General features: G+C 67.2%; 20 protein-coding genes and 1 riboswitch. Of the genes, 10 read left to right on the top strand and 10 right to left on the bottom strand.

Annotation, left to right across the window (positions count from 1 at the left end; all coding sequences use genetic code 11):
• Positions 1 to 44: 44 nt before the first annotated feature.
• Positions 45 to 248, top strand: a complete 204-nt coding sequence (locus D9V29_RS06540) for a dodecin family protein (protein WP_121672529.1) — start codon at positions 45 to 47, stop codon at positions 246 to 248.
• 3 nt (positions 249 to 251) lie between these two features.
• Here the strand turns inward: D9V29_RS06540 and D9V29_RS06535 are convergent, their stop codons facing one another.
• Entirely contained in the window at positions 252 to 1064 is an 813-nt protein-coding gene (locus D9V29_RS06535) for a DeoR/GlpR family DNA-binding transcription regulator (protein ID WP_121672528.1), read from the bottom strand.
• 98 nt (positions 1065 to 1162) lie between these two features.
• On the opposite strand from D9V29_RS06535, the gene galT reads away from it, so the two are divergent.
• Complete coding sequence (gene galT, locus D9V29_RS06530) at positions 1163 to 2284, top strand: galactose-1-phosphate uridylyltransferase (protein ID WP_121672527.1); 1122 nt, start codon at positions 1163 to 1165, stop codon at positions 2282 to 2284.
• On the top strand, positions 2281 to 3441 hold the full coding sequence (gene galK / locus D9V29_RS06525) for a galactokinase (protein ID WP_121672526.1): 1161 nt from the start codon (positions 2281 to 2283) through the stop codon (positions 3439 to 3441). Before galT ends, galK begins: the two co-directional genes overlap by 4 nt.
• 87 nt (positions 3442 to 3528) lie before the next feature.
• Here the strand turns inward: galK and D9V29_RS06520 are convergent, their stop codons facing one another.
• The 3 genes from D9V29_RS06520 to glyA form a co-directional block, all read right to left on the bottom strand.
• The gene (locus tag D9V29_RS06520; RefSeq protein ID WP_121672525.1) at positions 3529 to 4005 is read right to left on the bottom strand and encodes a YbaK/EbsC family protein; all 477 of its coding nucleotides are present in this window, start codon (positions 4003 to 4005) and stop codon (positions 3529 to 3531) included.
• A gap of 89 nt (positions 4006 to 4094) precedes the next feature.
• Positions 4095 to 4976, bottom strand: coding sequence for a bifunctional methylenetetrahydrofolate dehydrogenase/methenyltetrahydrofolate cyclohydrolase (locus D9V29_RS06515; protein WP_121672524.1), 882 nt, complete (start codon positions 4974 to 4976; stop codon positions 4095 to 4097).
• Positions 4973 to 6244 carry a serine hydroxymethyltransferase gene (gene glyA / locus D9V29_RS06510; RefSeq protein ID WP_229790492.1) on the bottom strand — a complete coding sequence of 424 codons (1272 nt, stop codon included), beginning with the start codon at positions 6242 to 6244 and terminating at the stop codon, positions 4973 to 4975. Before glyA ends, D9V29_RS06515 begins: the two co-directional genes overlap by 4 nt.
• A 42-nt stretch (positions 6245 to 6286) precedes the next feature.
• Positions 6287 to 6390: riboswitch (ZMP/ZTP riboswitch) on the bottom strand.
• A 106-nt stretch (positions 6391 to 6496) separates the two neighbouring features.
• Between glyA and D9V29_RS06505 the strand changes: the two genes are divergently transcribed.
• The 7 genes from D9V29_RS06505 to nagA all read left to right on the top strand — a co-directional run bounded on the left by D9V29_RS06505 (position 6497) and on the right by nagA (position 13666).
• Positions 6497 to 8023: a beta-N-acetylhexosaminidase gene (locus tag D9V29_RS06505; RefSeq protein ID WP_183084933.1), complete on the top strand. Its 1527-nt coding sequence runs from the start codon at positions 6497 to 6499 to the stop codon at positions 8021 to 8023.
• 77 nt (positions 8024 to 8100) lie between these two features.
• The gene (locus D9V29_RS06500) at positions 8101 to 8997 is read left to right on the top strand and encodes an SIS domain-containing protein (protein WP_121672602.1); all 897 of its coding nucleotides are present in this window, start codon (positions 8101 to 8103) and stop codon (positions 8995 to 8997) included.
• The gene (locus tag D9V29_RS06495) at positions 8994 to 9941 is read left to right on the top strand and encodes an ROK family protein (RefSeq protein ID WP_121672521.1); all 948 of its coding nucleotides are present in this window, start codon (positions 8994 to 8996) and stop codon (positions 9939 to 9941) included. Before D9V29_RS06500 ends, D9V29_RS06495 begins: the two co-directional genes overlap by 4 nt.
• Complete coding sequence (locus D9V29_RS06490) at positions 9938 to 10849, top strand: 1-phosphofructokinase family hexose kinase (protein ID WP_121672520.1); 912 nt, start codon at positions 9938 to 9940, stop codon at positions 10847 to 10849. The genes D9V29_RS06495 and D9V29_RS06490 overlap by 4 nt, the downstream gene beginning before the upstream one ends.
• A gap of 11 nt (positions 10850 to 10860) precedes the next feature.
• Positions 10861 to 11703 (top strand): class II fructose-bisphosphate aldolase, encoded by an 843-nt coding sequence (locus D9V29_RS06485; protein ID WP_121672519.1) that lies wholly within the window; start codon positions 10861 to 10863, stop codon positions 11701 to 11703.
• Entirely contained in the window at positions 11700 to 12488 is a 789-nt protein-coding gene (locus D9V29_RS06480) for a DeoR/GlpR family DNA-binding transcription regulator (protein WP_121672518.1), read from the top strand. Before D9V29_RS06485 ends, D9V29_RS06480 begins: the two co-directional genes overlap by 4 nt.
• Complete coding sequence (gene nagA, locus D9V29_RS06475; RefSeq protein ID WP_121672517.1) at positions 12485 to 13666, top strand: N-acetylglucosamine-6-phosphate deacetylase; 1182 nt, start codon at positions 12485 to 12487, stop codon at positions 13664 to 13666. The genes D9V29_RS06480 and nagA overlap by 4 nt, the downstream gene beginning before the upstream one ends.
• Positions 13667 to 13669: 3 nt before the next feature.
• Here the strand turns inward: nagA and mnhG are convergent, their stop codons facing one another.
• Genes mnhG through D9V29_RS06445 form a run of 6 tightly spaced genes read right to left on the bottom strand, consistent with a single transcriptional unit; the run spans position 13670 to position 19850 of the window.
• On the bottom strand, positions 13670 to 14059 hold the full coding sequence (gene mnhG, locus D9V29_RS06470) for a monovalent cation/H(+) antiporter subunit G (protein ID WP_121672516.1): 390 nt from the start codon (positions 14057 to 14059) through the stop codon (positions 13670 to 13672).
• Positions 14056 to 14319, bottom strand: coding sequence for an MrpF/PhaF family protein (locus D9V29_RS06465; protein ID WP_121672515.1), 264 nt, complete (start codon positions 14317 to 14319; stop codon positions 14056 to 14058). Before D9V29_RS06465 ends, mnhG begins: the two co-directional genes overlap by 4 nt.
• On the bottom strand, positions 14319 to 14900 hold the full coding sequence (locus D9V29_RS06460; RefSeq protein ID WP_121672514.1) for a Na+/H+ antiporter subunit E: 582 nt from the start codon (positions 14898 to 14900) through the stop codon (positions 14319 to 14321). The genes D9V29_RS06465 and D9V29_RS06460 overlap by 1 nt, the downstream gene beginning before the upstream one ends.
• Positions 14897 to 16459 carry a Na+/H+ antiporter subunit D gene (locus tag D9V29_RS06455; protein ID WP_121672513.1) on the bottom strand — a complete coding sequence of 521 codons (1563 nt, stop codon included), beginning with the start codon at positions 16457 to 16459 and terminating at the stop codon, positions 14897 to 14899. The genes D9V29_RS06460 and D9V29_RS06455 overlap by 4 nt, the downstream gene beginning before the upstream one ends.
• On the bottom strand, positions 16456 to 16932 hold the full coding sequence (locus D9V29_RS06450; RefSeq protein ID WP_121672512.1) for an NADH-quinone oxidoreductase subunit K: 477 nt from the start codon (positions 16930 to 16932) through the stop codon (positions 16456 to 16458). Before D9V29_RS06450 ends, D9V29_RS06455 begins: the two co-directional genes overlap by 4 nt.
• Positions 16929 to 19850, bottom strand: coding sequence for a Na+/H+ antiporter subunit A (locus D9V29_RS06445; RefSeq protein WP_121672511.1), 2922 nt, complete (start codon positions 19848 to 19850; stop codon positions 16929 to 16931). Before D9V29_RS06445 ends, D9V29_RS06450 begins: the two co-directional genes overlap by 4 nt.
• Positions 19851 to 19932 lie beyond the last annotated feature (82 nt).

The raw sequence follows: 19932 nt of genomic DNA, 5'->3' as shown, positions 1-19932 counted from the left end.
CCACGAGCAGAATCGACACAACTCGATCACTCAAGGAGGAGAACATGAGTTCAGTAGCCCGCGTAACCACCATCAGCGCTCGTTCGGAGACCAGTTTCGACGACGCCGTCAGCATCGGGGTCGCTCGCGCAAGCGAGACCCTGCGGAACGTGTCCGGCGCATGGGTCAAGGATCAGAAGGTCGAAGCGCAGGACGGCAAAATCACCGCCTGGCACGTCGTCCTCGAGGTCACCTTCGTGCTGGAGTGACCTTCACGCGGTGAGGACCTCGACGCCGGCCGCCGCCAGGTCGGCGACCAGCGCCGGGTCCGCACCGTCGTTCGTCACGAGCAGGTCGACCCGATCAAGCGGGGCGATGGTGCCGAGGCTGACCCTGCCGAGCTTCGACGCGTCCGCGACGACGATCACCCGCTCCGCCGCCGCCGCCATGAGTTGCTTCACTTCGGCTTCGGGAAGGTTCACGTTCGTCACGCCGCCATCGACGTCGACGCCGTTGCAGCCCAGGATGGCGACATCAGCGTGCACCTGTTCGAGAACCGCGCGCGCGAGCGGCTGCACGAGCGAGTGCTGCAACGGCCGCAGCGCTCCGCCGGTGACGATCACGGTGAACCGGGGAATCTCGGACTCGAGTTCGAGGGCGATGTGCAGTCCGTTGGTGATGATGACTAGATCATCGAGATCGGCGCGCTCCTTGAGCGCCTGCGCGACGGCGAGTGTCGTCGTCCCCACATCGAGCAGGACGCTCTGGCCGGATGCGATCAGGGACGCCGCCAGCCGGCCGATCGCTTTCTTGCCCGGGGCGGATGCCTCGAGCGATTCCTCAAAACTGGACTCCCGGTCGCGCGCCCCGCGTGGCATCCCACCCCCGTGGACGCGGCGGAGGAGACCGTCGTCGTCGAGGGCGGCGAGGTCACTGCGGACCGTGACCTCGCTGACGGCGAATTCGTCGGCGAGTTCGGCGACGCGGACAAAGCCTCGCCGCGTCACGAACTCGGTCATCCGCTGCCGACGGAGAATTGCGGGGACCGCATCTTCTCCCCCCGCGGGTCGTTTCGACAAAGCCATGGCCACATCTTCATTTACTTTCATTTAGTTGTCAATGCCGCGAGCCGGATCTAGGATTGGTTTCGTATTCGAAAGCTTTTGCCGGAAAGGCGCCCCGCATGTCTTCCATCACCTCCCAGTCGGACGTGCTCGCCGACGGCCGTGAGATCATCTACTTCGATGACGCCGACTCGACCCTCGGTCCCGAACGGTCCGCCGATTCCCGCGATCTCCCTGACCGGCCGGCCACAGCGTCCATGCGCCAGGACCCGCTCACCGGCGAGTGGATCTCGATCGCCGCAGCGCGCCAAAGCCGTGCTTTTCTGCCGCCGGCGCACCTCGACCCTCTCGCACCGCAGAGCCCGACGAACCCGTCCGAGGTTCCCAGCAACTACGACGTCGCCGTATTCGAGAACCGGTCGCCCTCCTTCGGCCCGCTGCTCGAAGACGACAATGCTCCTCGCGGGCTCGAGGACCTCACCCGGATCGGCCTCGGCCGCACCCGTACCTCCGTCGGCCGGTGCGAAGTGGTGTGCTTCAGCCCCGAACACGAGGGCTCGTTCGGCTCGCTCAGCCGCTCCCGCGCCCGCACGGTGATCGAAGCGTGGGCGTCGCGGACCGAAGCCCTCTCCGCGCTGCCCGGCATCGAGCAGGTGTTCCCGTTCGAGAACCGCGGCGTGGAGATCGGCGTGACGCTGCATCATCCGCACGGGCAGATCTATTCGTACCCGTACGTGACGCCGCGCACCCAGCGGTTGCTGGCATCCATCGAGAGATACGGACCGACACTCTTCGCCGACATTCTCGCGAGCGAACAGAACAGCGAACGTGTCGTTCTGCGGGGTGAGCACTGGACGGCCTTCGTGCCGTTCGCTGCACGCTGGCCGATCGAGGTGCACCTGCTTCCGCACCGCCACGTGGCCGACTTCGCCGGAACGACAGACGAGGAGCGTGACGAGCTCTCGGTCCTGTATCTACGATTGCTTCGCGGGGTCGACGCACTCTATGAGGCGCCGACACCGTACATCGCCGCCTGGCACCAGGCACCGGTCTCGATCGGTCGCGACGACATCCGCCTGATGCTGCAGCTGACGTCGCCGCGCCGCGCAGCAGACAAACTGAAGTACCTCGCCGGATCGGAAGCGGCGATGGGGGCGTGGATCGGCGACATCCCACCGGAGCAGACCGCAGAACGAGTGCGTGAGGCCATCGCCCGCGCCGATCAGGAGAACCCCGTATGAGCGACGTGAGCAGCACAGCCCGTTCCGGGTTTCGCGAGCGGTTCCAGCGTGAACCAGCCGGTGCCTGGTGCGCGCCCGGCCGCGTGAACCTGATCGGTGAGCACACGGACTACAACGACGGTTTCGTCTTTCCGTTCGCGATCGACCGGTCGACGGTCGTCGCTCTCGCGCCACGCGAGGACCGCACGATCCAGATCACGACAGCGCACACCGATGACATCGTCCGCATCAGCCTCGACGACGTGACCCCGGATGCCGTCTCCGGCTGGTCAGCGTATCCTCTCGGCGTCGTGTGGGCACTCGGGGAATTCGGCGCGGATCTGTCCGCGGCGTCCGGTTTCGACGCGCACATCGACTCGGATGTTCCGATCGGCGCCGGCCTGTCATCCTCCGCGGCAATCGAGTGCGCCGTCTCCGTTGCTCTCACCGAGGTGTGGCAGCTCGGTCTCGACCGGGAGACTCTTGCGCGCGTCGGGCAGCTGGCCGAGAACAAAGCGGTCGGTGCGCCGACGGGCATCATGGACCAGTCGGCTTCCCTCCTCGGCAAGAAGGACGCAGCGGTGTTCCTCGACTGCCGCAGCCTCGATGCCGAAGTGATCCCGCTCGGCTTCGATGCGGCCGGGCTCGTGCTCCTCATCATCAACACCCACGTCTCCCACGCCCACGCCACCGGCGGCTACGCCGACCGTCGCGCGTCGTGCGAGCGCGGGGCCCGGATGATGGGTGTGCAGTCCCTGCGGGACCTCGACGTGGATGATCTTGAACGTGCCCGCGAGGTCCTCGATGACGAGACGTTTCGTCGCATCCGTCACATCCTCACCGAAAACCAGCGCGTCCTCGACACCGTGCGCACCCTGCGGCTCGAGGGCCCTGAGGCCATCGGTGGCCTGCTCACCGCATCGCACGTGTCGATGCGCGACGACTTCGAGATCTCGGTGCCCGAGCTCGACGTCGCCGTGGACACCGCGCTCGACGCCGGTGCGATCGGTGCACGGATGACCGGCGGAGGTTTCGGTGGCGCCGCCATCGCGCTCGTCCGCCTCGCCGACCAGGCCGCCGTGTCGGATGCCGTCCTCGCGGCGTTCGCTGAGCGCGGGTTCGAGACGCCCGACCTGTTCACGGTGACCGCCGCCGACGGAGCCTCCCGCATCGACTGACGCCCGTTCAACAGGCGCGATCGGCGGCGTGTGACGTTCGACAGGCGGATCCGACCGTTCAGCGGGGCCGGCACCTGTTGAGCCGCCCTACTCGTCGCGCGGCTCGACCGCCGTCGGTGTTCCTCCGGTGAGGCGCACGAGTTCGTCGAACGTCGTGGGGAACACCGTGTGCGGATGCCCCGCGGCGGCCCAGACTTCCGGGTACGCGGCGAGCGCGGTGTCGACGTAGGTGCGAACGGGCGCCGGATGCCCGACGGGAGCGACTCCGCCGATCACCTGCCCCGTCGCGGACCGGAGCGTTGCGGCATCCGCTCGTTTCAGCCTGCCGCCGAGTTGCTCGCCCAGCCAGGCGGTGTCGACACGGTGCGAGCCGGAGGTGAGCACGAGGACGGGCTCGCCGTCGAGGGTGAAGATCAGCGAGTTGGCGATCGCGCCCACGTCGACGCCGAGAGCTGCAGCGGCGTGGGCGGCGGTCGGAGTCGCATCGTCGAACCAGCGCACGTCGCCGCCGATCCCGCCCGCACGCAGTTGGGAGACGACGCGGTCGACGGAGGGGTGATTCATTCTGAGAGCCTCAGGGTGTGGCATCGAGAGGCGAGGAGCGGCCCGAAGAAACGCGAGGGTCGGCGCCACTCCTGCACTCTCGGCGCGGCTTACGGGTTCAGTCGCTCGGCTGTGTCCACCACGTTGGTGAGCAGCTGCACGCGCGTCATCGGACCGATTCCGCCGGGGTTCGGTGAGATCCACCCGGCGACCTCGGCAGCAGCGGGGTCGACGTCACCGACGACGCGGCTCTTGCCGGTCTCCGGGTCGGTCTCCCGACTGACGCCGACATCGAGCACGACAGCGCCCGGCTTTACGGCGGACGCTTTCACGATTCCGGGAACACCCGCTGCTGCCACGATCACGTCGGCGCTGCGGAGCAGGTCGTCGAGTCCGACGGTTCCGGTGTGGGTGAGCGTCACCGTCGCGTTGAACTCGCGGCGGGTGAGCAGCGGCCCGATCGCGCGGCCGACCGTGACCCCCCGCCCGACGACGACGACATGCTTGCCGCTGAGCTCGATGCCGTGGCGCTGCATCAGTTCGATCGCGCCACGTGGGGTGCACGGCAACGGCGTGTGAATCGGCCGGTTGACGTTGAGGATGAGTCGCCCGAGGTTCGTCGGGTGCAGACCGTCCGCGTCCTTCTCCGGGTCGACCCGCTCGAGGATCGCATCCGTGTCGATGTGTGCGGGCAACGGCAACTGCACGATGTACCCGGTGCATGCCGGGTCAGCGTTGAGTTCGTCGAGGACCGCTTCGAGCTCTTCCTGGCTGATCGACTCGGGCAGGTCACGGCGAATCGACTCGATGCCGACCTCGGCGCAATCCCTGTGCTTGCCGGCGACGTACCACTGCGAACCGGGATCCGAGCCGACGAGCACCGTTCCGAGCCCCGGGACGACACCTCGCTCACGAAGCGCTGTGACGCGCTCGGTGAGCTCGGACTTGATGACGGATGCGACAGCCTTGCCGTCGAGGATCTGTGCGGTCACTGGGCGAGGCCGGGGTACAGCGGGAACCGGTCGGTGAGGGCCTTCACGCGCGTGCGGAGCGCAGGAATGTCCGCGCCCGGCTTGAGCGCGGTGGCGATGACGTCCGCGACCTCGGTGAACTCGACGTCGTCGAATCCGCGGGTCGCGAGCGCGGGCGTACCGATCCGGAGACCTGAGGTGACCATCGGCGGGCGCGGGTCGAACGGAACCGAGTTGCGGTTCACGGTGATGCCGACCTCGTGGAGGGCGTCCTCGGCCTGCTGGCCGTTGATCTCGGAGTTGCGGAGGTCGGCGAGCACGAGGTGCACGTCGGTGCCGCCGGTGAGCACATCGACGCCTGCTGCCCGCGAGTCGTCAGCGGTGAGCCGCTCGGCGAGGATGTGGGCGCCACGGAGGGTGCGCTCCTGGCGGTCCTTGAACTCCGGTTGTGACGCGAGCAGGAACGCCGTTGCCTTGGCGGCGATGACGTGCATGAGCGGTCCGCCCTGCTGGCCGGGGAACACGTTCGAATTGAGCTTCTTGGCGAGCTCCATGTCGCGGCTGAGGATGATGCCTGAACGCGGTCCGGCGAGGGTCTTGTGCACCGTCGACGACACGACATCCGCGAACGGGATGGGAGACGGGTGGAGGCCGGCAGCGACGAGTCCGGCGAAGTGCGCCATGTCGACCCAGAGCTTGGCGCCGACCTCGTCGGCGATGGCGCGGAAGGCGGCGAAGTCGAGCTGGCGCGGGTACGCAGACCAGCCGGCGATGATGACCTGCGGCTTGTGCTCGAGCGCCTTCTCGCGCACGACGTTCATGTCGACGAGGAAGGTCTCGGGGTCGACGCCGTAGGAGACGGCGTTGTAGAGCTTGCCGGAGAAGTTGAGCTTCATTCCGTGGGTGAGGTGCCCACCGTGCGCGAGTTCGAGGCCGAGGATGGTGTCTCCCGGTGTCGCGATCGCGGAGAGAACGGCGGCGTTGGCTGTGGCACCTGAGTGCGGCTGAACGTTGGCGTACGCGGCGCCGAACAGGCTCTTCGCCCGCTCGATTGCGAGCGACTCGGCGATATCGACGTACTCGCAGCCGCCGTAATACCGGCGACCCGGGTATCCCTCGGCGTATTTGTTGGTGAGAACGCTGCCCTGGGACTGCAGGACGGAGACGGGAACGAAGTTCTCACTCGCGATCATCTCGAGGTAGTCGCGCTGGCGACCGAGTTCCTGTTCGAGGACAGCGGCGATCTCGGGGTCGACCTCGGAGAGAGGCGCGTTGAATGTTGATGACAAAACTGGCTCCTTAAGACAGCGGCGGACAAATTGCAGGTAATCCGTATCAACCCAGGCGTTCGGCCGAATCCGTGTCAGTCGCTCCCCGATGGTGACCATCCGAGGCGGAATCGCCTTCCGCCTGCACGCCAGTTACGACAGACCGATCATAGCAGCGGAGCCGGTCGGGGCTCTCGTGACAGGCAGCGAAAGCTCTCTGCGCCGGCGATGCTTCCGTGCTTGGATGGGCGTAACCCGACCGAGGAAGTTCGCATGAGTCCTACCCGCATCATCCCGCAGCCCACCGAACAGCGCATCGCAGGCAGTGCAGCGCCATTCACGCTGATCGTGTCGTCACGGATTCTCGCGACGGATGCCGCAGCATCCGTCGCCGGTTATCTGGCGGGAATCCTGCGGCCATCGACAGGCTATCCGCTGCCCATCGTGAGCCCGGTCGACGGCGACGTTGCCGGACCCGCTGACATCGCGCTGCACCTCGACCTTGCCGACAGCTCGAGCCTCGGTGCAGAGGGGTACACGCTGGCCACCTCGGAGGCCGGCGCGTCGATCACCGCCGCGACGCCCGCCGGCCTGTTCTACGGTGTCCAGTCGTTCCGCCAGTTGCTCCCGCCCGAGGTGGAGAAGCACTCGGTGCAGAGCGTTGCCTGGCAGGCGACGTCGGCCACGCTGACGGACCGGCCGCGCTTCGCCTGGCGCGGGGCGATGCTCGACGTCGCCAGGCATTTCTTTTCCGTTCCCGCCGTCAAGCGGTACATCGATGAGATCGTGCTGTTCAAGATCAACACCCTCCACCTGCACCTCACAGACGACCAGGGCTGGCGGATCTCCATTCCGGGGCGTCAGGAACTCACCGGGATCGGCGCTTCGACGGCCGTCGGGGGTGGCTCAGGCGGCTTCTACACCGAGGAGGATTTCGCGAGCATCGTGCGCTACGCCGCCGACCGGTTCGTGACGATCGTTCCCGAGATCGATGTTCCCGGGCACACCCAGGCGGCGATCGCCGCCTACCCCGAGATCGGCCTGCCCGGTTCGTCGACGGCCGTGTACACCGGCATGGAGGTCGGATTCTCCAGCCTCGATGTGCACGCGGATGCCACCTGGCAGTTCCTCGACGACGTCTTCCGTTCCGTGGCGTCCCAGACTCCAGGGCCCTACCTGCACATCGGCGGCGACGAATCCCACACCACCCCGCCCGAGGAGTTCCCCGAATTCATCGCCCGCGCCACAGCGCTCGTCGCAGCGCACGGCAAGATCCCGATCGCGTGGCACGAAGCCGGCCGTTCCGAGGGTCTCGCACCGGGCACCATCGGGCAGTACTGGGACTATGCCACTCCGGAGAGAAACGGCGCCGAACTCGCCGCCTCCTTCATCGAGCAGGGTGGCTCGATCATCTTCTCCCCCGCCGATGTCTCCTACCTCGACATCACCTATGACGAATCGACGCCGATCGGGCAGGCCTGGGCCGGTGGCCCGACGACCGTCCAGTCGGCGTATGAGTGGGAACCGACCGACGTCCTTCTCGGGGTGCCGGAGGACCGGATGCTCGGCGTCGAAGCACCCCTCTGGACCGAGACGGTCGTCACGAGCGCTGATATCGACTATCTCGCCTTCCCCCGGCTCGCTGCCGTCGCCGAGATCGGCTGGTCGAACAAGGACAACCGCACCTGGGCCGATTTCTCGGCACGACTGGCCCTGTGGGACCCGCGTTTCACCGCGCTCGGCATCGCCGCTCACCGTGACGACCCCACCGCTGGCCTTGCGCCCGAAACTCTGGAATGATCGAAGCTGCTCGATAAAGCACTCAAACGATCATGATCACTCACCCGGCCGCGACGGCCGACGAACCGGCAGGAGCGTTGTCGATGACCACAGCAGGCGCATGGATGGACGAAGAACTTCGGAGCCAGCCGGAGGTCTGGGCACGGGCAGCCGACCTCGCGACGGAGCGCGAGCTGCTGCCGGCGGCAGGTCAGCGAGTGGCCGTCGTCGGCTGCGGGACCAGCTGGTTCATGGCACAGTCGTACGCGGCTCTCCGCGAGGGATCCGGGCAGGGACACACAGACGCGTTCGCGGCATCCGAAGCGTTCCTCGACCGCGAGTACGACGCTGTGATCGCGATCACCCGTTCGGGAACCACCTCGGAGGTCCTCGAGCTGCTCACCGGCCTCCCAGGCAGGACGCGCACGATCGGCATCGTCGGCGACCTCAGCAGCCCCCTCGTCGACCTCGCCGATGACGTCGTCGGCCTGCCGTTCGCTGATGAGCGAAGTGTCGTGCAGACGCGGTTCGCCACGACGGCACTGACCTTCCTCCGTGCGTCAACAGGAGCGGACGTCTCCGCCTCCATTCGCGACGCCGAAACGGCGCTGTCCGAGGACCTCAGCGACGACCTGCTCTCCGCGGAGCAGGTGACGTTCCTCGGCCGCGGCTGGAGTGTGGGTATCGCCCATGAGGCAGCGCTCAAGATGCGCGAATCGTGCCAGGCGTGGACCGAGTCATATCCAGCCATGGAGTATCGTCACGGCCCGCTCGCGATCGCCGCGCCCGGTCGCGCCGTCTGGATGTTCGGGGATGCCCCGACCGGCCTTGCCGGGGACGTCGCAGCAACCGGCGCCTTCTTCGAGGACTCAGCCCTCGACCCGCTCGCCGACCTCGTCCGGGCCCACCGCGTCGCCCTCGAGCGTTCGCTGCGAGCAGGCCTCAACCCCGACACCCCGCGCAACCTGACCCGTTCCGTCATTCTCGGCGCATGACACCGACCGGAATCCTCGGCGCCGGGTCCCCCGTCCTCGCCTTCGACGTCGGGGGGACGGATACCAAGGCCGGCCTTTTCGACGCCGACGGCACCCTCCGGGAGGTCGTGCGGGTGCCGACGCCATACAGCGTCGACGGCAGCGGAAACGCGGTGCTCGCCCAGCTCGGCGCCCTCGCGCAGGGCTTTGCGGCACGGCATCCCGATCTGGAGCCGGCCGCGGCCGGGCTCATCGTTCCCGGTCTCGTCGACGAGGAAACCGGGACAGGCGTCTACGCCGAGAACCTCGGCTGGCGGGATGTGCCGTTCCGTGACGCGGCGAGCGCCGCGCTCGGCGTTCCGGTCGCATTCACACACGACGTTCGAGCAGCAGGGAAAGCCGAATACCGGCTCGGCGCCGCCGGGAGCTACGGCAACGTGGTCGTCGTGGTCATCGGGACCGGGATCGCGAGCGCGATCTTTCTCGACGGGGTGCCGTATTCGGCTTCCGGTTACGCCGGCGAGATCGGACATGCTGTCATCGACCCGGGTGGGATCGCGTGCGCGTGCGGCGGCAACGGCTGTCTCGAGGCCATCGCTTCCGCTGGCGCCATCGCCCGTCAGTACAACGCCCTGGCGGCCGTTCCCGTCGCCGGCGCGCGTGAGGTCCTCGACCTCGCCCAGGCGGGGGACGACATCGCCGTCTCGGTCTGGAACACCGCGACGGATGCCCTCGGCCTCGCCCTCTCGACGGTCGCCGCTTTGCTCGCCCCGGAAGCGATCGTGCTCGGCGGGGGCCTCGCTCAGGCCGGTCCTGCCCTGTTCGAGCCGGTCGAGCGGCGCATGAACTCTCTCCTCACCTTCCACCGCCGCCCGGTGCTGCTCCCGGCGACGGTCGGAGAGAACGCCGGCCTCGTCGGCGCAGCCCTCGGTGCCCGCGACCGCCTGACCGGAGCACCGGCATGATCCTCACGGTGACCCCGAATCCCGCGCTCGACAGCACCATCACCCTCGGCGAACTCGACGTCGGCGAAAGCCATCGGGTGGCCCCAGCCGTCACCCGCGCAGGAGGCAAGGGCATCAACGTCGCCAGGGTGCTCATGCAACAGGGGTACGACACGCTCGCCGTCGCCCCGGTCGGAAGCGACGACCGGGGCGAATTCGAGCGTGACCTCGGAACGATCCCCGCTCTTCTCGTCCCTGTCCCCGGCCCGGCTCGTCGATCGACCGCGATCGTCGAGAGCGGGACAGGGCGCACGACGGTGCTCAACGAATCCGGCAGGCCCGTGCCGCAGGAGACCTGGACGCACGTGACGGATGCCGTCCGCTCGCGCATCGGCGACACGCGCTGTCTCGTCGTCGCCGGGAGCATTCCGCCCGGCTCCCCCGACTCGCTCGTCGCGGACCTTCTCCGCCTCGCGGCCGACGCCGGAATCCCGAGCGTCGCCGACGCCTCGGGGCCATACCTCCTCAGTGCAGCCGCCGCAGGAGCAACTCTCCTGAAACCGAACCGGCGGGAGCTCGCCGAAGCGACAGGCGAGGCGGATCCGCTCGCCGGGGCGCGAGCGCTCCAGCGGGCAGGGGCGCACCTCGTCCTCGTCTCACTCGGAGAGGACGGAATGATGGCCGTGCCACGGCAGGGCGACGTCCTGTACGCGCGACTGGACTCGGTGCTGGCTGGGAATCCAACCGGGGCCGGTGACGCGGCGGTCGCAGGCGCCGCGTCTCTCCTCGCGGCCGGCGACCGCGACATCCGGACGCTCCTCTCCCGCGCGTGCGCCTGGGGGGCCGCTGCCGTCCTCGAACCCCAGGCGGGCAGTGTGCACCCCGATTGCGATGCGATCGAGCGCCGCATCACCATCACGACCAACTGATCGAGGAACCCATGCCACTCACCCCAACAGGGAACCTCATCCACAGCGCCAGGTCCGCGAACGCCGGTATCGGTGCGTTCAACGTCCTCTCGCTGGAAACGGCTGAAGGAATCGTCTCCGCTGCGGAGACAGCCGGGCTACCCGTGATTCTGCAGATATCCGAGAATTGTGTTCGCTACCACGGCAGTCTCGTACCGCTCGCCGCAGCGACGCTTGCCCTTGCCCACTCGTCCGCCGTCGATGTCGCCGTGCACCTCGACCACGCCACAGACGAATCCCTCGCCCTCGCTGCCATCGACCTCGGTCTCACGTCGGTCATGTTCGACGGCGCAACCCTCGACTACGCGGAGAATGTCGCCGCCACCCGCCGCGTCGTCGTCGCCGCCCACGCCGCCGGGGTCTTCGTCGAGGCTGAACTCGGTGAGATCGGCGGCAAGGACGGCGCCCACGCCCCTGGCGTGCGAACCGATCCGGCCGACGCCGCCGCGTTCGTCGCGGCGACCGGAGTCGACGCTCTCGCCGTCGCTGTCGGCTCGTCACACGCCATGGCGGAAAGGACGGCACGGCTCGACCTCGAGCTCGTCGGCCGTCTCCGTGACGCCGTCCCCGTTCCGCTCGTCCTCCACGGCTCGAGCGGGGTGTCCGACGACGACATCCAGTCGGCCATCCGCGCGGGGATGACGAAGATCAACGTCTCCACCCACCTCAACGGTCACTTCACCCGAGCCGTCCGTGCCGCCCTCGACGCCGATCCCGATCTCGTCGATTCCCGGCGTTACCTCTCCGCAGGCAGGGACGCCCTCGCTCTCGAGGCGGAGCGGCTGCTCACACTCTTCGCCGGGAGCGAGGGGTGAATCGCGCCGAGCGTCTCACCGCGATCCTCGACCTGCTCGCGGAACACGACAGGGTTGACGTCGATGATCTCGTTGGCCGGCTGGCGATCTCACCCGCAACCGCGAGGCGCGACCTCGATTTGCTCGCGGAGCAGCAACTGCTCACGCGAACCCGCGGCGGTGCCGTCGGTCACTCGGTCTCCTACGACCTCCCCCGCCGCTACCGGCCGGACCAGCCCGCCTCCCCCAAGGAACGGATCGCCCGGGCGGCGAGCGCCCTGATTCCCCGGGGCGCCGTCGTCGGCCTGTGTGGTGGAACCACATCGACGGCGATCGCGAGCCTCCTGACGTCCCGCGCCGACCTGACCGAGCCATCCACGGGAGTGAGTCTCACCATCGTCACCAACGCCGTGAACATCGCCGTCCAACTCGCGGTGAGGCCCCAGTTCAAGGTCGTCGTGACGGGAGGGGTCGTGCACCCGCGCTCATACGAACTCGTCGGTCCGTACAGCGACCTCATGCTCCGGGAGGTATCGCTGGATCTCGCCTTCCTCGGGGTGAACGGGATCGATCCTGCCATCGGCGCGACCGTCCATGACGAGGGTGAAGCGCGCATCAACCGGCTCATGGCGGCTCGCTCCGATCGCGCCATCGTCGTCGCAGAATCGTCGAAAATCGGCCATCGCGCGTTCGCGAACGTCGGCGGCGCCGACACGTTCAGCACGCTCATCACCGACGAAGGGATCACCGCAACACAGTCCCGAGCTTTCACCGAAGCGGGCATCGACGTTATCGTGGCGACGTGACCCAGACGCCAGGCAGCACAAACAGCACGGACAGCACAGACCTCGTTCTCCACTCGGCCCGTGTGGTCTCCGGCGGCACGGCGATCGCCGACGGGTTCGTCGCTATCTCTGGCGGTGTCATCACCGCCACGGGCACGGGAGACGACTGGCGAACCTTCAACGCGGCGGAGGTCGTCGACGCTGCAGGCGCGGTCCTCGTTCCCGGGTTCATCGACATCCACGGCCACGGCGGCGGCGGATGTTCCTTCGACAGCGACGCCGATGGCATCCGCACCGCTCTCGCCGTCCACCGCGCACACGGCACCACCCGCTCCGTCCTGTCGCTCGTCACCGGGACGATCGACGAACTCGTCCACCGGGTGGCTCTCGTCGCGGACCTGGCTGACGCCGACCCGACGATCCTCGGCTCCCACCTCGAAGGACCGTTCCTCGACGTCGGGCACAAGGGCGCGCACGACCCAGCACTGCTCCGCGCCCCCGACCCGGTCTCGATCGATCGGCTGATCACCGCGGGGCGAGGCTCGATCCGCCAGGTCACCCTCGCGCCCGAGCTGCCGGGCGGCATGGACGCCATCCGGCAGTTCACCTCAGCAGGTGTCGCCGTTGCTGTCGGTCATACCGATGTCGATTTCGAAGGCGCTCGACGAGCGTTCGAGGCGGGCGCCAGCATCCTGACCCACGCCTTCAACGCGATGAACGGCATCCATCACCGCAACCCCGGCCCGATCACGGCGGCGACGTCGTCGACGTCCGTCATCCTCGAGATCATCAACGATGGCGTTCACGTTCACCCCGACGTGGTGCGGATCGCCTTCGATGCTGCCCCGGGACGCATCGCCCTCATCACGGATGCCATGGCGGCGGCCGGTGCGTCTGACGGCGGCTATCGGCTCGGATCGCTCGACGTCGACGTGGTGGACGGCGTCGCCCGGCTGGCCGGTGGCGGCTCGATCGCGGGATCGACGCTCACGCAGGACGCCGCGCTTCGCCGGGCTGTCACCGAGGTGGGCATCCCGCTCACCGAGGCGATCTCCGCCCTCACCGAGACGCCTTCACGCGCGATCGGCCGGTCAGCCGACCTGGGGCTTCTCGCCCGTGGTTACGCTGCGGATGCCGTGCTCCTCGACGACTCATTCGCGCCGACCGCGATCTGGGCAGCCGGCGTCCGAATCCGGTAGGGCTCAGCGCTTGTCGCCATCCGGGTCCTCGACCGCTGCGCCCTGTTCCACCTGCTCGACGCTGACCGAGAGCTCATCCCGGATCAGCAGGTCACGGCGCAGGTGATCGGATCGATACGCGGCCCTCGCCACCATGTGGGCTGTGATCGGTGCGGTCAGCCCCTGGAAGATGATGATGGCGGTGAGCAGGGCGAAGATCCCGATCCGCGGGTTGTTGACCGCGATGGCGGCGCCGATGGACATCAGCCCGAGGATCTGCGGTTTCGTGGCTGCGTGCAGCCGGGACAGCACGTCCGGGAACCGGATGAGCCCGACCCCGGCGGCAAAACACATGAGCGACGACAACAGAACCAGGCCCATCGTGATGATCTCGCGCACAGCTTCCCAGGTCATGTCTGGTCCTGCTTCGCCATGAAGCGGGCAAAACTGACCGAGCCGAGGAACGCGAATGCGGCGAGGACGAGCAGCACCGGGAGGGTTTCGGTGTGGTGGTTCAACGCCATCTCGGTCGCGAGCACACACATGATCGTCACAACGAAGACGTCGGATGCGATCACCCGATCGAGCAGGCTCGGCCCCTGGATCACGCGATACAGGGCGGCGACGGCGCCGGCGCAGAAGAGCACACCGGCCACGATGAGGGCGATTTGCATTACTTTCTCCTCACGGAGGATCTGGTCAATTCGTTCGGCTGCTGCACGCGCCAGACGTCATCCTTCGAGCCGATACCCATGACGAGTCGCTTCTCGGTGGCGAACACGCTCGAGCGTAACTTCTCGAGATCTTCATCGGTTTTCACGTTGATCACGTGGACGTAGAGCACCGACTCTTCCCGGTCGATGTCGACGACGATGGACCCGGGGACGAGCGAGATCGCCTCGGCCGTGAACATCATGATGATATCGGAGCGGGTGTCGAGCGCGATCGCGAGGATCGCACTCGACGGCTTGTAACGGGGATCGATGACGAGCCAGGCGACGTTGAGCGACGCTCCGATGATGTCGACGATCAGGCGTAGGAAGAAGACGATCGTTCGCCAGATGTTGATGCGCCCGCTGAGGTCGATAGCCGGCAGGTAGAAGACGAGGGAGATGATGACGGCGAGAGCGACCCCACTCACCACGGTGAGAAGGGAGAACTGGCCCCAGACGAGGCACCACAGCAAAACCAGCCCGATCAGCAGGACGATCTGGCTCCGCGCGGTGATGCGGCTTGCGCCGGATTCGGGGCTCATTCGACACCTCCTGGGAAGACAGCGTCGACGTAGGTCGTCGGCGATTCGAAGTCCGCTGCCGTCCTGCTCGCGAAGTCGAAGAGCGGTCCGGCGAAGACCGTGAGGGCAACCGTGAGCGCCACCATTCCGGCTGTAGCAGTGAGCATGAGTTTCGGCACCGTCTTGGTCTTGACCGTCCCGCCCTCGTCTTCAGGCCCCTCGGTCAGCGAATCGAGCAGGGGTGATGAGTAGCCTTCCACGTCGCTTCGTGGTCGCCAGAACACCATGTTCCAGACCCGCACGAGGGCATACAGGGTGAGCAGCGAGGTGGCTGCACCCGCGGCGATGAGCACGTAGGAGAGCGGTGTACCCAGCGTGACACCCGCGTCGAAGAGCCCCACCTTGCCGAGGAAGCCCGAGAACGGAGGGATGCCGCCGAGGTTCATCGCTCCGATGAAGAAGAGGACCGAGACGAACGGGGACGCCCGCAGCATGCCGCCGAGGCGGTTGATCGACGTCGTCCCGCCGACGCGCTCCACCAGTCCTGTCGCAAGGAACAGGGTCGTCTGCACGATGATGTGGTGAATGATGTAGTAAATCGTTGCGGCAAGCGCTGCCTGGCTGCCGATGGCGATCCCGAAGATCATGTACCCGATGTGGCTGACGAGGGTGAACGACAGCAGCCGCTTGATGTCTGCCTGCGCCAGGGCACCGAGAATACCGATCACGAGGGTGAGCAACGCGATCACCATCAGCGGGATGTCGATGTCGACCTCGGTGAACAACACGGTGTCTGTGCGGATGATCGCGTAGACACCCACCTTCGTCAGCAAACCGGCGAAAACGGCCGTGACCGGTGCAGGCGCCGTAGGGTACGAGTCCGGAAGCCAGAACGACATCGGGAACACCGCTGCCTTGATGCAGAACGCGACAAGGAGCGCGATGCAGAGGATGAGCTGCACGTCGGCTGGCAGGTCGCGGACACGCTCCGCAACGAGTGCCATCGTCACGGTTCCCGTCGCGCCGTAGATGAACGCGATGGCCGCGAGGAACAGGATCGATGAGGTGAGGCTCACGATGATGTAGGTGACACCGGCGCGAATCCGCGCTCCGGTACCCGCGAGGGTGAGAAGCACGTAGCTCGCCGAGAGCAGCATCTCGAATCCGACGTACAGGTTGAACAGATCGCCGGCGATGAACGCGTCGAACAGGCCGGCGGCGAGCACGAGGTACGTGGGGTGGAAGATCGACACCGGGGTCTCCCGGTCGCCGTCCGCGATACCCTGCCCGGTGGCGAAGACGAGCACGCCGAGGAGCATGAGCGCTGCGATGAGCACCATGATGACGGCGAGGCGATCGGCGACGAGGACGATCCCGAACGGTGCGTCCCAGCCGCCGACATCGATGACGACCGGACCCTCGCTGTCGACGTGCACCAGCAGGATCGAACTCAGAATCACGACAGCGGTCAGCGTCACCGTGCTGACGAGAACCTGGGCGCGCCGGTAGGCGCCGAGCACGAGGGCCGCCGCTGCCCCGAGTAGCGGCAGAAGAACGAGGAGGGGAACGATGGCGCTCATCGGGTCTCCTCCCTGCCGTGCTCGAGTTCGTCCGGGTGTTCGTCGCTGTCAGCGAGAACCTTCTTGAGAGCTGCATCGTCCAGGTCGACCGGATCGAACGTGGCATCCGTCGATTCTTCCGTGTCTTCCGTGTGCTGGTCAGGGACGGAGTCGCCCTGGTCGCCGAGTTGGGCGAGCCACCAGGAGCGGTAGATCAGCGCGAGGACGAAGGCGGTGATGCCGAAGTTGATGACGATCGCCGTGAGCATGAGCACTTGCGGCACCGGGTCGGCCATGGTGTCGTCGGCCGACGTGCCGGTGACGATGGGGGCTGTGCCGCTCGGTCCGGAGACGATGAGGATGAGGAGGTTCGTCGCGTTGCCGACGAGCATGAATCCGATGAGCACGCGCGTCAGGCTGCGCTCCAGCATCACGGTGATCCCGACGGCGTAGAGCACGGCCATGAGGATGATGAGGGTTGCCGAAGCGGTCATCGCGCTGCCTCGCTTTCGGAGAAATCATCCTGTGACTCGTCTGACAGGTCTGCCTGTTCCTGCTGGCGATCGATTTCGGCACCGAGGCTGCGCAGGATGTCGAGGACGAGCCCGACGACGACGAGGTAGACGCCGAGGTCGAAGATGGTTGACGTACCGAACGACAGGTGACCGAGCAGGAAAACGTCTGCCTCGAAGTAGGCCGATGTGAGCGCCTCGGCCCCGACGAAGAGGGACCCGACGCCTGCTCCCGCGGCGAGCACGATCCCGACACCCAGGATCTTGCCCGCGTCGATGGGAATCGCTTCGGCGAGTTCGTAGCGTCCGCCGGCGAGGTAACGCGCGACGAGGGCGAGCCCGGCGAGCAGCCCGCCGGCGAACCCGCCACCGGGAGCGTTGTGGCCGACGAACAGGAAGTAGACCGAGACGAGGATCGCGGGGTGGAAGAGCAACCGCACGAGGACTTCGAGCAGGATCGAGCGGTGGTCGGGCGCGAGCGTCCGGCCGGCGAGCAGCCAGCTCATCCGGCTGGAGCTGGGCTCGGGACCCGGCGCGAGCGGGTCGACGAGGACACGCCTGCGATTGGAGCCGCGCCGCTGCTGCCGGGAACCGCTGAGCCTCGGGATGGGGCCTGCACGGCCGGTGACGAACAGCAGGCTCGCGATACCGGTGGCGACGACGACAAGGACCGAGATCTCGCCCATGGTGTCCCAGGCACGAATGTCCACGAGGACGGCGTTGACGATGTTGAGACCGTGCGCTTCCTCGGACGCGAGGCGCGGCCACTCGGTGCCGATGCTCTCCGCCTGGCGCGCGCCGAGGGCGATGACGGCGACGACCGCCATTGTCGCTCCGACAGCGATGCCAACAGACGCCCGCAGGATACGTTTCACGGGCTTGTTGCGCTGGGCGATCTTCGTCGGCAGGCGGCGGAGGACGAGGACGAACACCACGAGCGTGACCATCTCGATGAGGGCCTGGGTGAGTGCGAGGTCGGGTGCGCCGTGGAGGGCGAACAACGCGACCATCCCGAAGCCGGTGGTCCCGACGAGGAGCACGGCGCTCATTCGCTGGCGCGCCTGGCCGGCCATGATCGCCGCGACGACGATGGCGACGGCGATGAGCACCTGCTCCGGGTAATCCCACGGGCGGATACTGTCCGGCCACGTGCGGTTCAGCCCGCTCGCGACGCCGAGGGCGAGCACGTACACGATGAGGATCGTTCCCAGGTACTGCGGCAGGCCGCCGCGCTGGGCGAAGATGGTCGTTCGGGCGGCCAGGCGGTCGACGAGACGGACACTGAGCCAGTAGCCACGGGAGGCGTCCATGGTGGACGGAAGCGCGTCCTGGAAGCGCGCAATCCGCATCTTCTGCCAGAACATCACCAGGCCGAGCGCGACGACGAGTGCGGACAGTCCGAGCGCCGGCTCGAACCCGTGCCAGAGAGCCAGGTGGTAGTCCCCCGGACCAGGCATGGTCTCCGCATATGGCCGGAGAGCGGGGTCCACGATCGAGCCTGCGCCGAAACCGAGCACGATCGTTGCTACCCCGAGGATTCCGGGGGCGATGAGGATTCCCCAGCCGTCGGAGTGGAGCTTGGTGGGTGGCACCCCCTTGAGCGTGGCGAAAGCGCCCCAGAAGAACCTGGCGCTGTACGCAACGGTGAGGACCGAGCCGAGCGCCGTTCCGACGAGGGCGACCCAGCCCCACGGGTCACCGGCGAGGCCTGCCTCGAGGAAGGCGGTGAACACGGCCTCCTTGGCGACGAAGCCGAGCAGCGGCGGGATTCCCGCCATCGATGCCACCGCGACAAGGGCGATGGCGGCGAGCATCTTCGACTGCCGTCCGACACCCGAGAGCTTGCGCCAGTCCCGCGTGCCGGCCCGGTGGTCGATGATGCCGACGATGAGGAACAGCGCCGCCTTATACATCGCGTGCGCGAGCAGCAGCGCTGCGCCCGCGAGGCCCGCGTCGTGGCCGCCGAACCCGACGATGACCATGAGGAAGCCCAGCTGGCTGACCGTCCCGTATGCGAGGACGAGTTTGAGGTCGTACTGCCGCAGGGAACGCCACGCGCCGACGAGCATCGCCCACACGCCGAGGCCGACGAGCACGGGAGTCCAGCCGGGTGTTTCTGCGTAGCCGGGGGCGAAGCGCGCGACGAGGTAGATGCCGGCCTTCACCATGGCGGCGGCGTGGAGGTACGCGCTGACCGGGGTCGGAGCGGCCATCGCGGCCGGCAGCCAGAAGTGGAACGGGACGATGGCGGATTTCGACAGTGCGCCGACGAGGAGGAGCAGGATGGCGACAGTGGCCATCGGTCCTTCGAGCCCCTGCTCGACGATCGATGCGATCGACGTGGTCCCCGCCTGGACCGAGATCATGACCACGCCGACGAGCATGACGAGGCCGCCGAACGTCGTCACCAGGAGTGCCTGCAGCGCGGCTCCGCGGCTCTCCTTGCGGTCGACGTAGTGCCCGATGAGCAGGTAGGAGAGCACACTCGTGATCTCCCAGAACATGAACATGACGAGGATGTCATCGGCCGTCACCAGGCCGTACATGGTGCCGGCGAAGGCGAGGAGCAATCCGGCGAATCGGCCGAGACCGGGCTCATCGCGGGAGAAATAACGGGCGCAGTAGACGAGGACGAGACCGCCGATACCCGTCACGACGAGCGCGAGGAGCCAGGCAAGCGTGTCGACCCTGAATGAGAGAGCGATACCGAGTTGAGGGATCCATGGGATGCTCTCCGTCGCAGCCCCTCCGGAGAGAACGACCGGGGTCTGCCAGAGCGTGTAGGCGAATGCGCCGAACGGCAGGAGCGAGAACAGGTAGAAGACCCGCGTCGACAGCCATTTGGTGAGGTATCCCGTGGCGCACGAAACGACGAAGAAGGCCAGCAGGATGAGCACCATGGAGGTCTTTCGGATTGCGTCAGAGAGTTGCTACCCAGTTTAACCGGCTCTCACCGCCGAAATGACCACAGGGGTTTCCCAG

Source organism: Mycetocola manganoxydans, from assembly GCF_003667545.1.
Taxonomy (GTDB): Bacteria; Actinomycetota; Actinomycetes; order Actinomycetales; family Microbacteriaceae; genus Mycetocola_A; species Mycetocola_A manganoxydans.
The sequence above is the reverse complement of the archived record's forward strand: the minus strand, read 5'-3'. Positions and strand labels throughout refer to the sequence as shown.

Coding starts and splice junctions, on each gene's coding strand:
- galK (WP_121672526.1), top strand. CDS start 2,281: ATGAGCGACGTGAGCAGCACAGCCCGTTCCGGGTTTCGCGAGCGGTTC.
- D9V29_RS06445 (WP_121672511.1), bottom strand. CDS start 19,850: ATGGTGCTCATCCTGCTGGCCTTCTTCGTCGTTTCGTGCGCCACGGGA.
- D9V29_RS06495 (WP_121672521.1), top strand. CDS start 8,994: ATGACACCGACCGGAATCCTCGGCGCCGGGTCCCCCGTCCTCGCCTTC.
- mnhG (WP_121672516.1), bottom strand. CDS start 14,059: ATGACCTGGGAAGCTGTGCGCGAGATCATCACGATGGGCCTGGTTCTG.
- D9V29_RS06455 (WP_121672513.1), bottom strand. CDS start 16,459: ATGAGCGCCATCGTTCCCCTCCTCGTTCTTCTGCCGCTACTCGGGGCA.
- D9V29_RS06520 (WP_121672525.1), bottom strand. CDS start 4,005: ATGAATCACCCCTCCGTCGACCGCGTCGTCTCCCAACTGCGTGCGGGC.
- D9V29_RS06450 (WP_121672512.1), bottom strand. CDS start 16,932: ATGACCGCTTCGGCAACCCTCATCATCCTCATGGCCGTGCTCTACGCC.
- D9V29_RS06535 (WP_121672528.1), bottom strand. CDS start 1,064: ATGGCTTTGTCGAAACGACCCGCGGGGGGAGAAGATGCGGTCCCCGCA.
- D9V29_RS06465 (WP_121672515.1), bottom strand. CDS start 14,319: ATGCAAATCGCCCTCATCGTGGCCGGTGTGCTCTTCTGCGCCGGCGCC.
- galT (WP_121672527.1), top strand. CDS start 1,163: ATGTCTTCCATCACCTCCCAGTCGGACGTGCTCGCCGACGGCCGTGAG.
- D9V29_RS06505 (WP_183084933.1), top strand. CDS start 6,497: ATGAGTCCTACCCGCATCATCCCGCAGCCCACCGAACAGCGCATCGCA.
- D9V29_RS06460 (WP_121672514.1), bottom strand. CDS start 14,900: ATGAGCCCCGAATCCGGCGCAAGCCGCATCACCGCGCGGAGCCAGATC.
- D9V29_RS06490 (WP_121672520.1), top strand. CDS start 9,938: ATGATCCTCACGGTGACCCCGAATCCCGCGCTCGACAGCACCATCACC.
- D9V29_RS06540 (WP_121672529.1), top strand. CDS start 45: ATGAGTTCAGTAGCCCGCGTAACCACCATCAGCGCTCGTTCGGAGACC.
- D9V29_RS06485 (WP_121672519.1), top strand. CDS start 10,861: ATGCCACTCACCCCAACAGGGAACCTCATCCACAGCGCCAGGTCCGCG.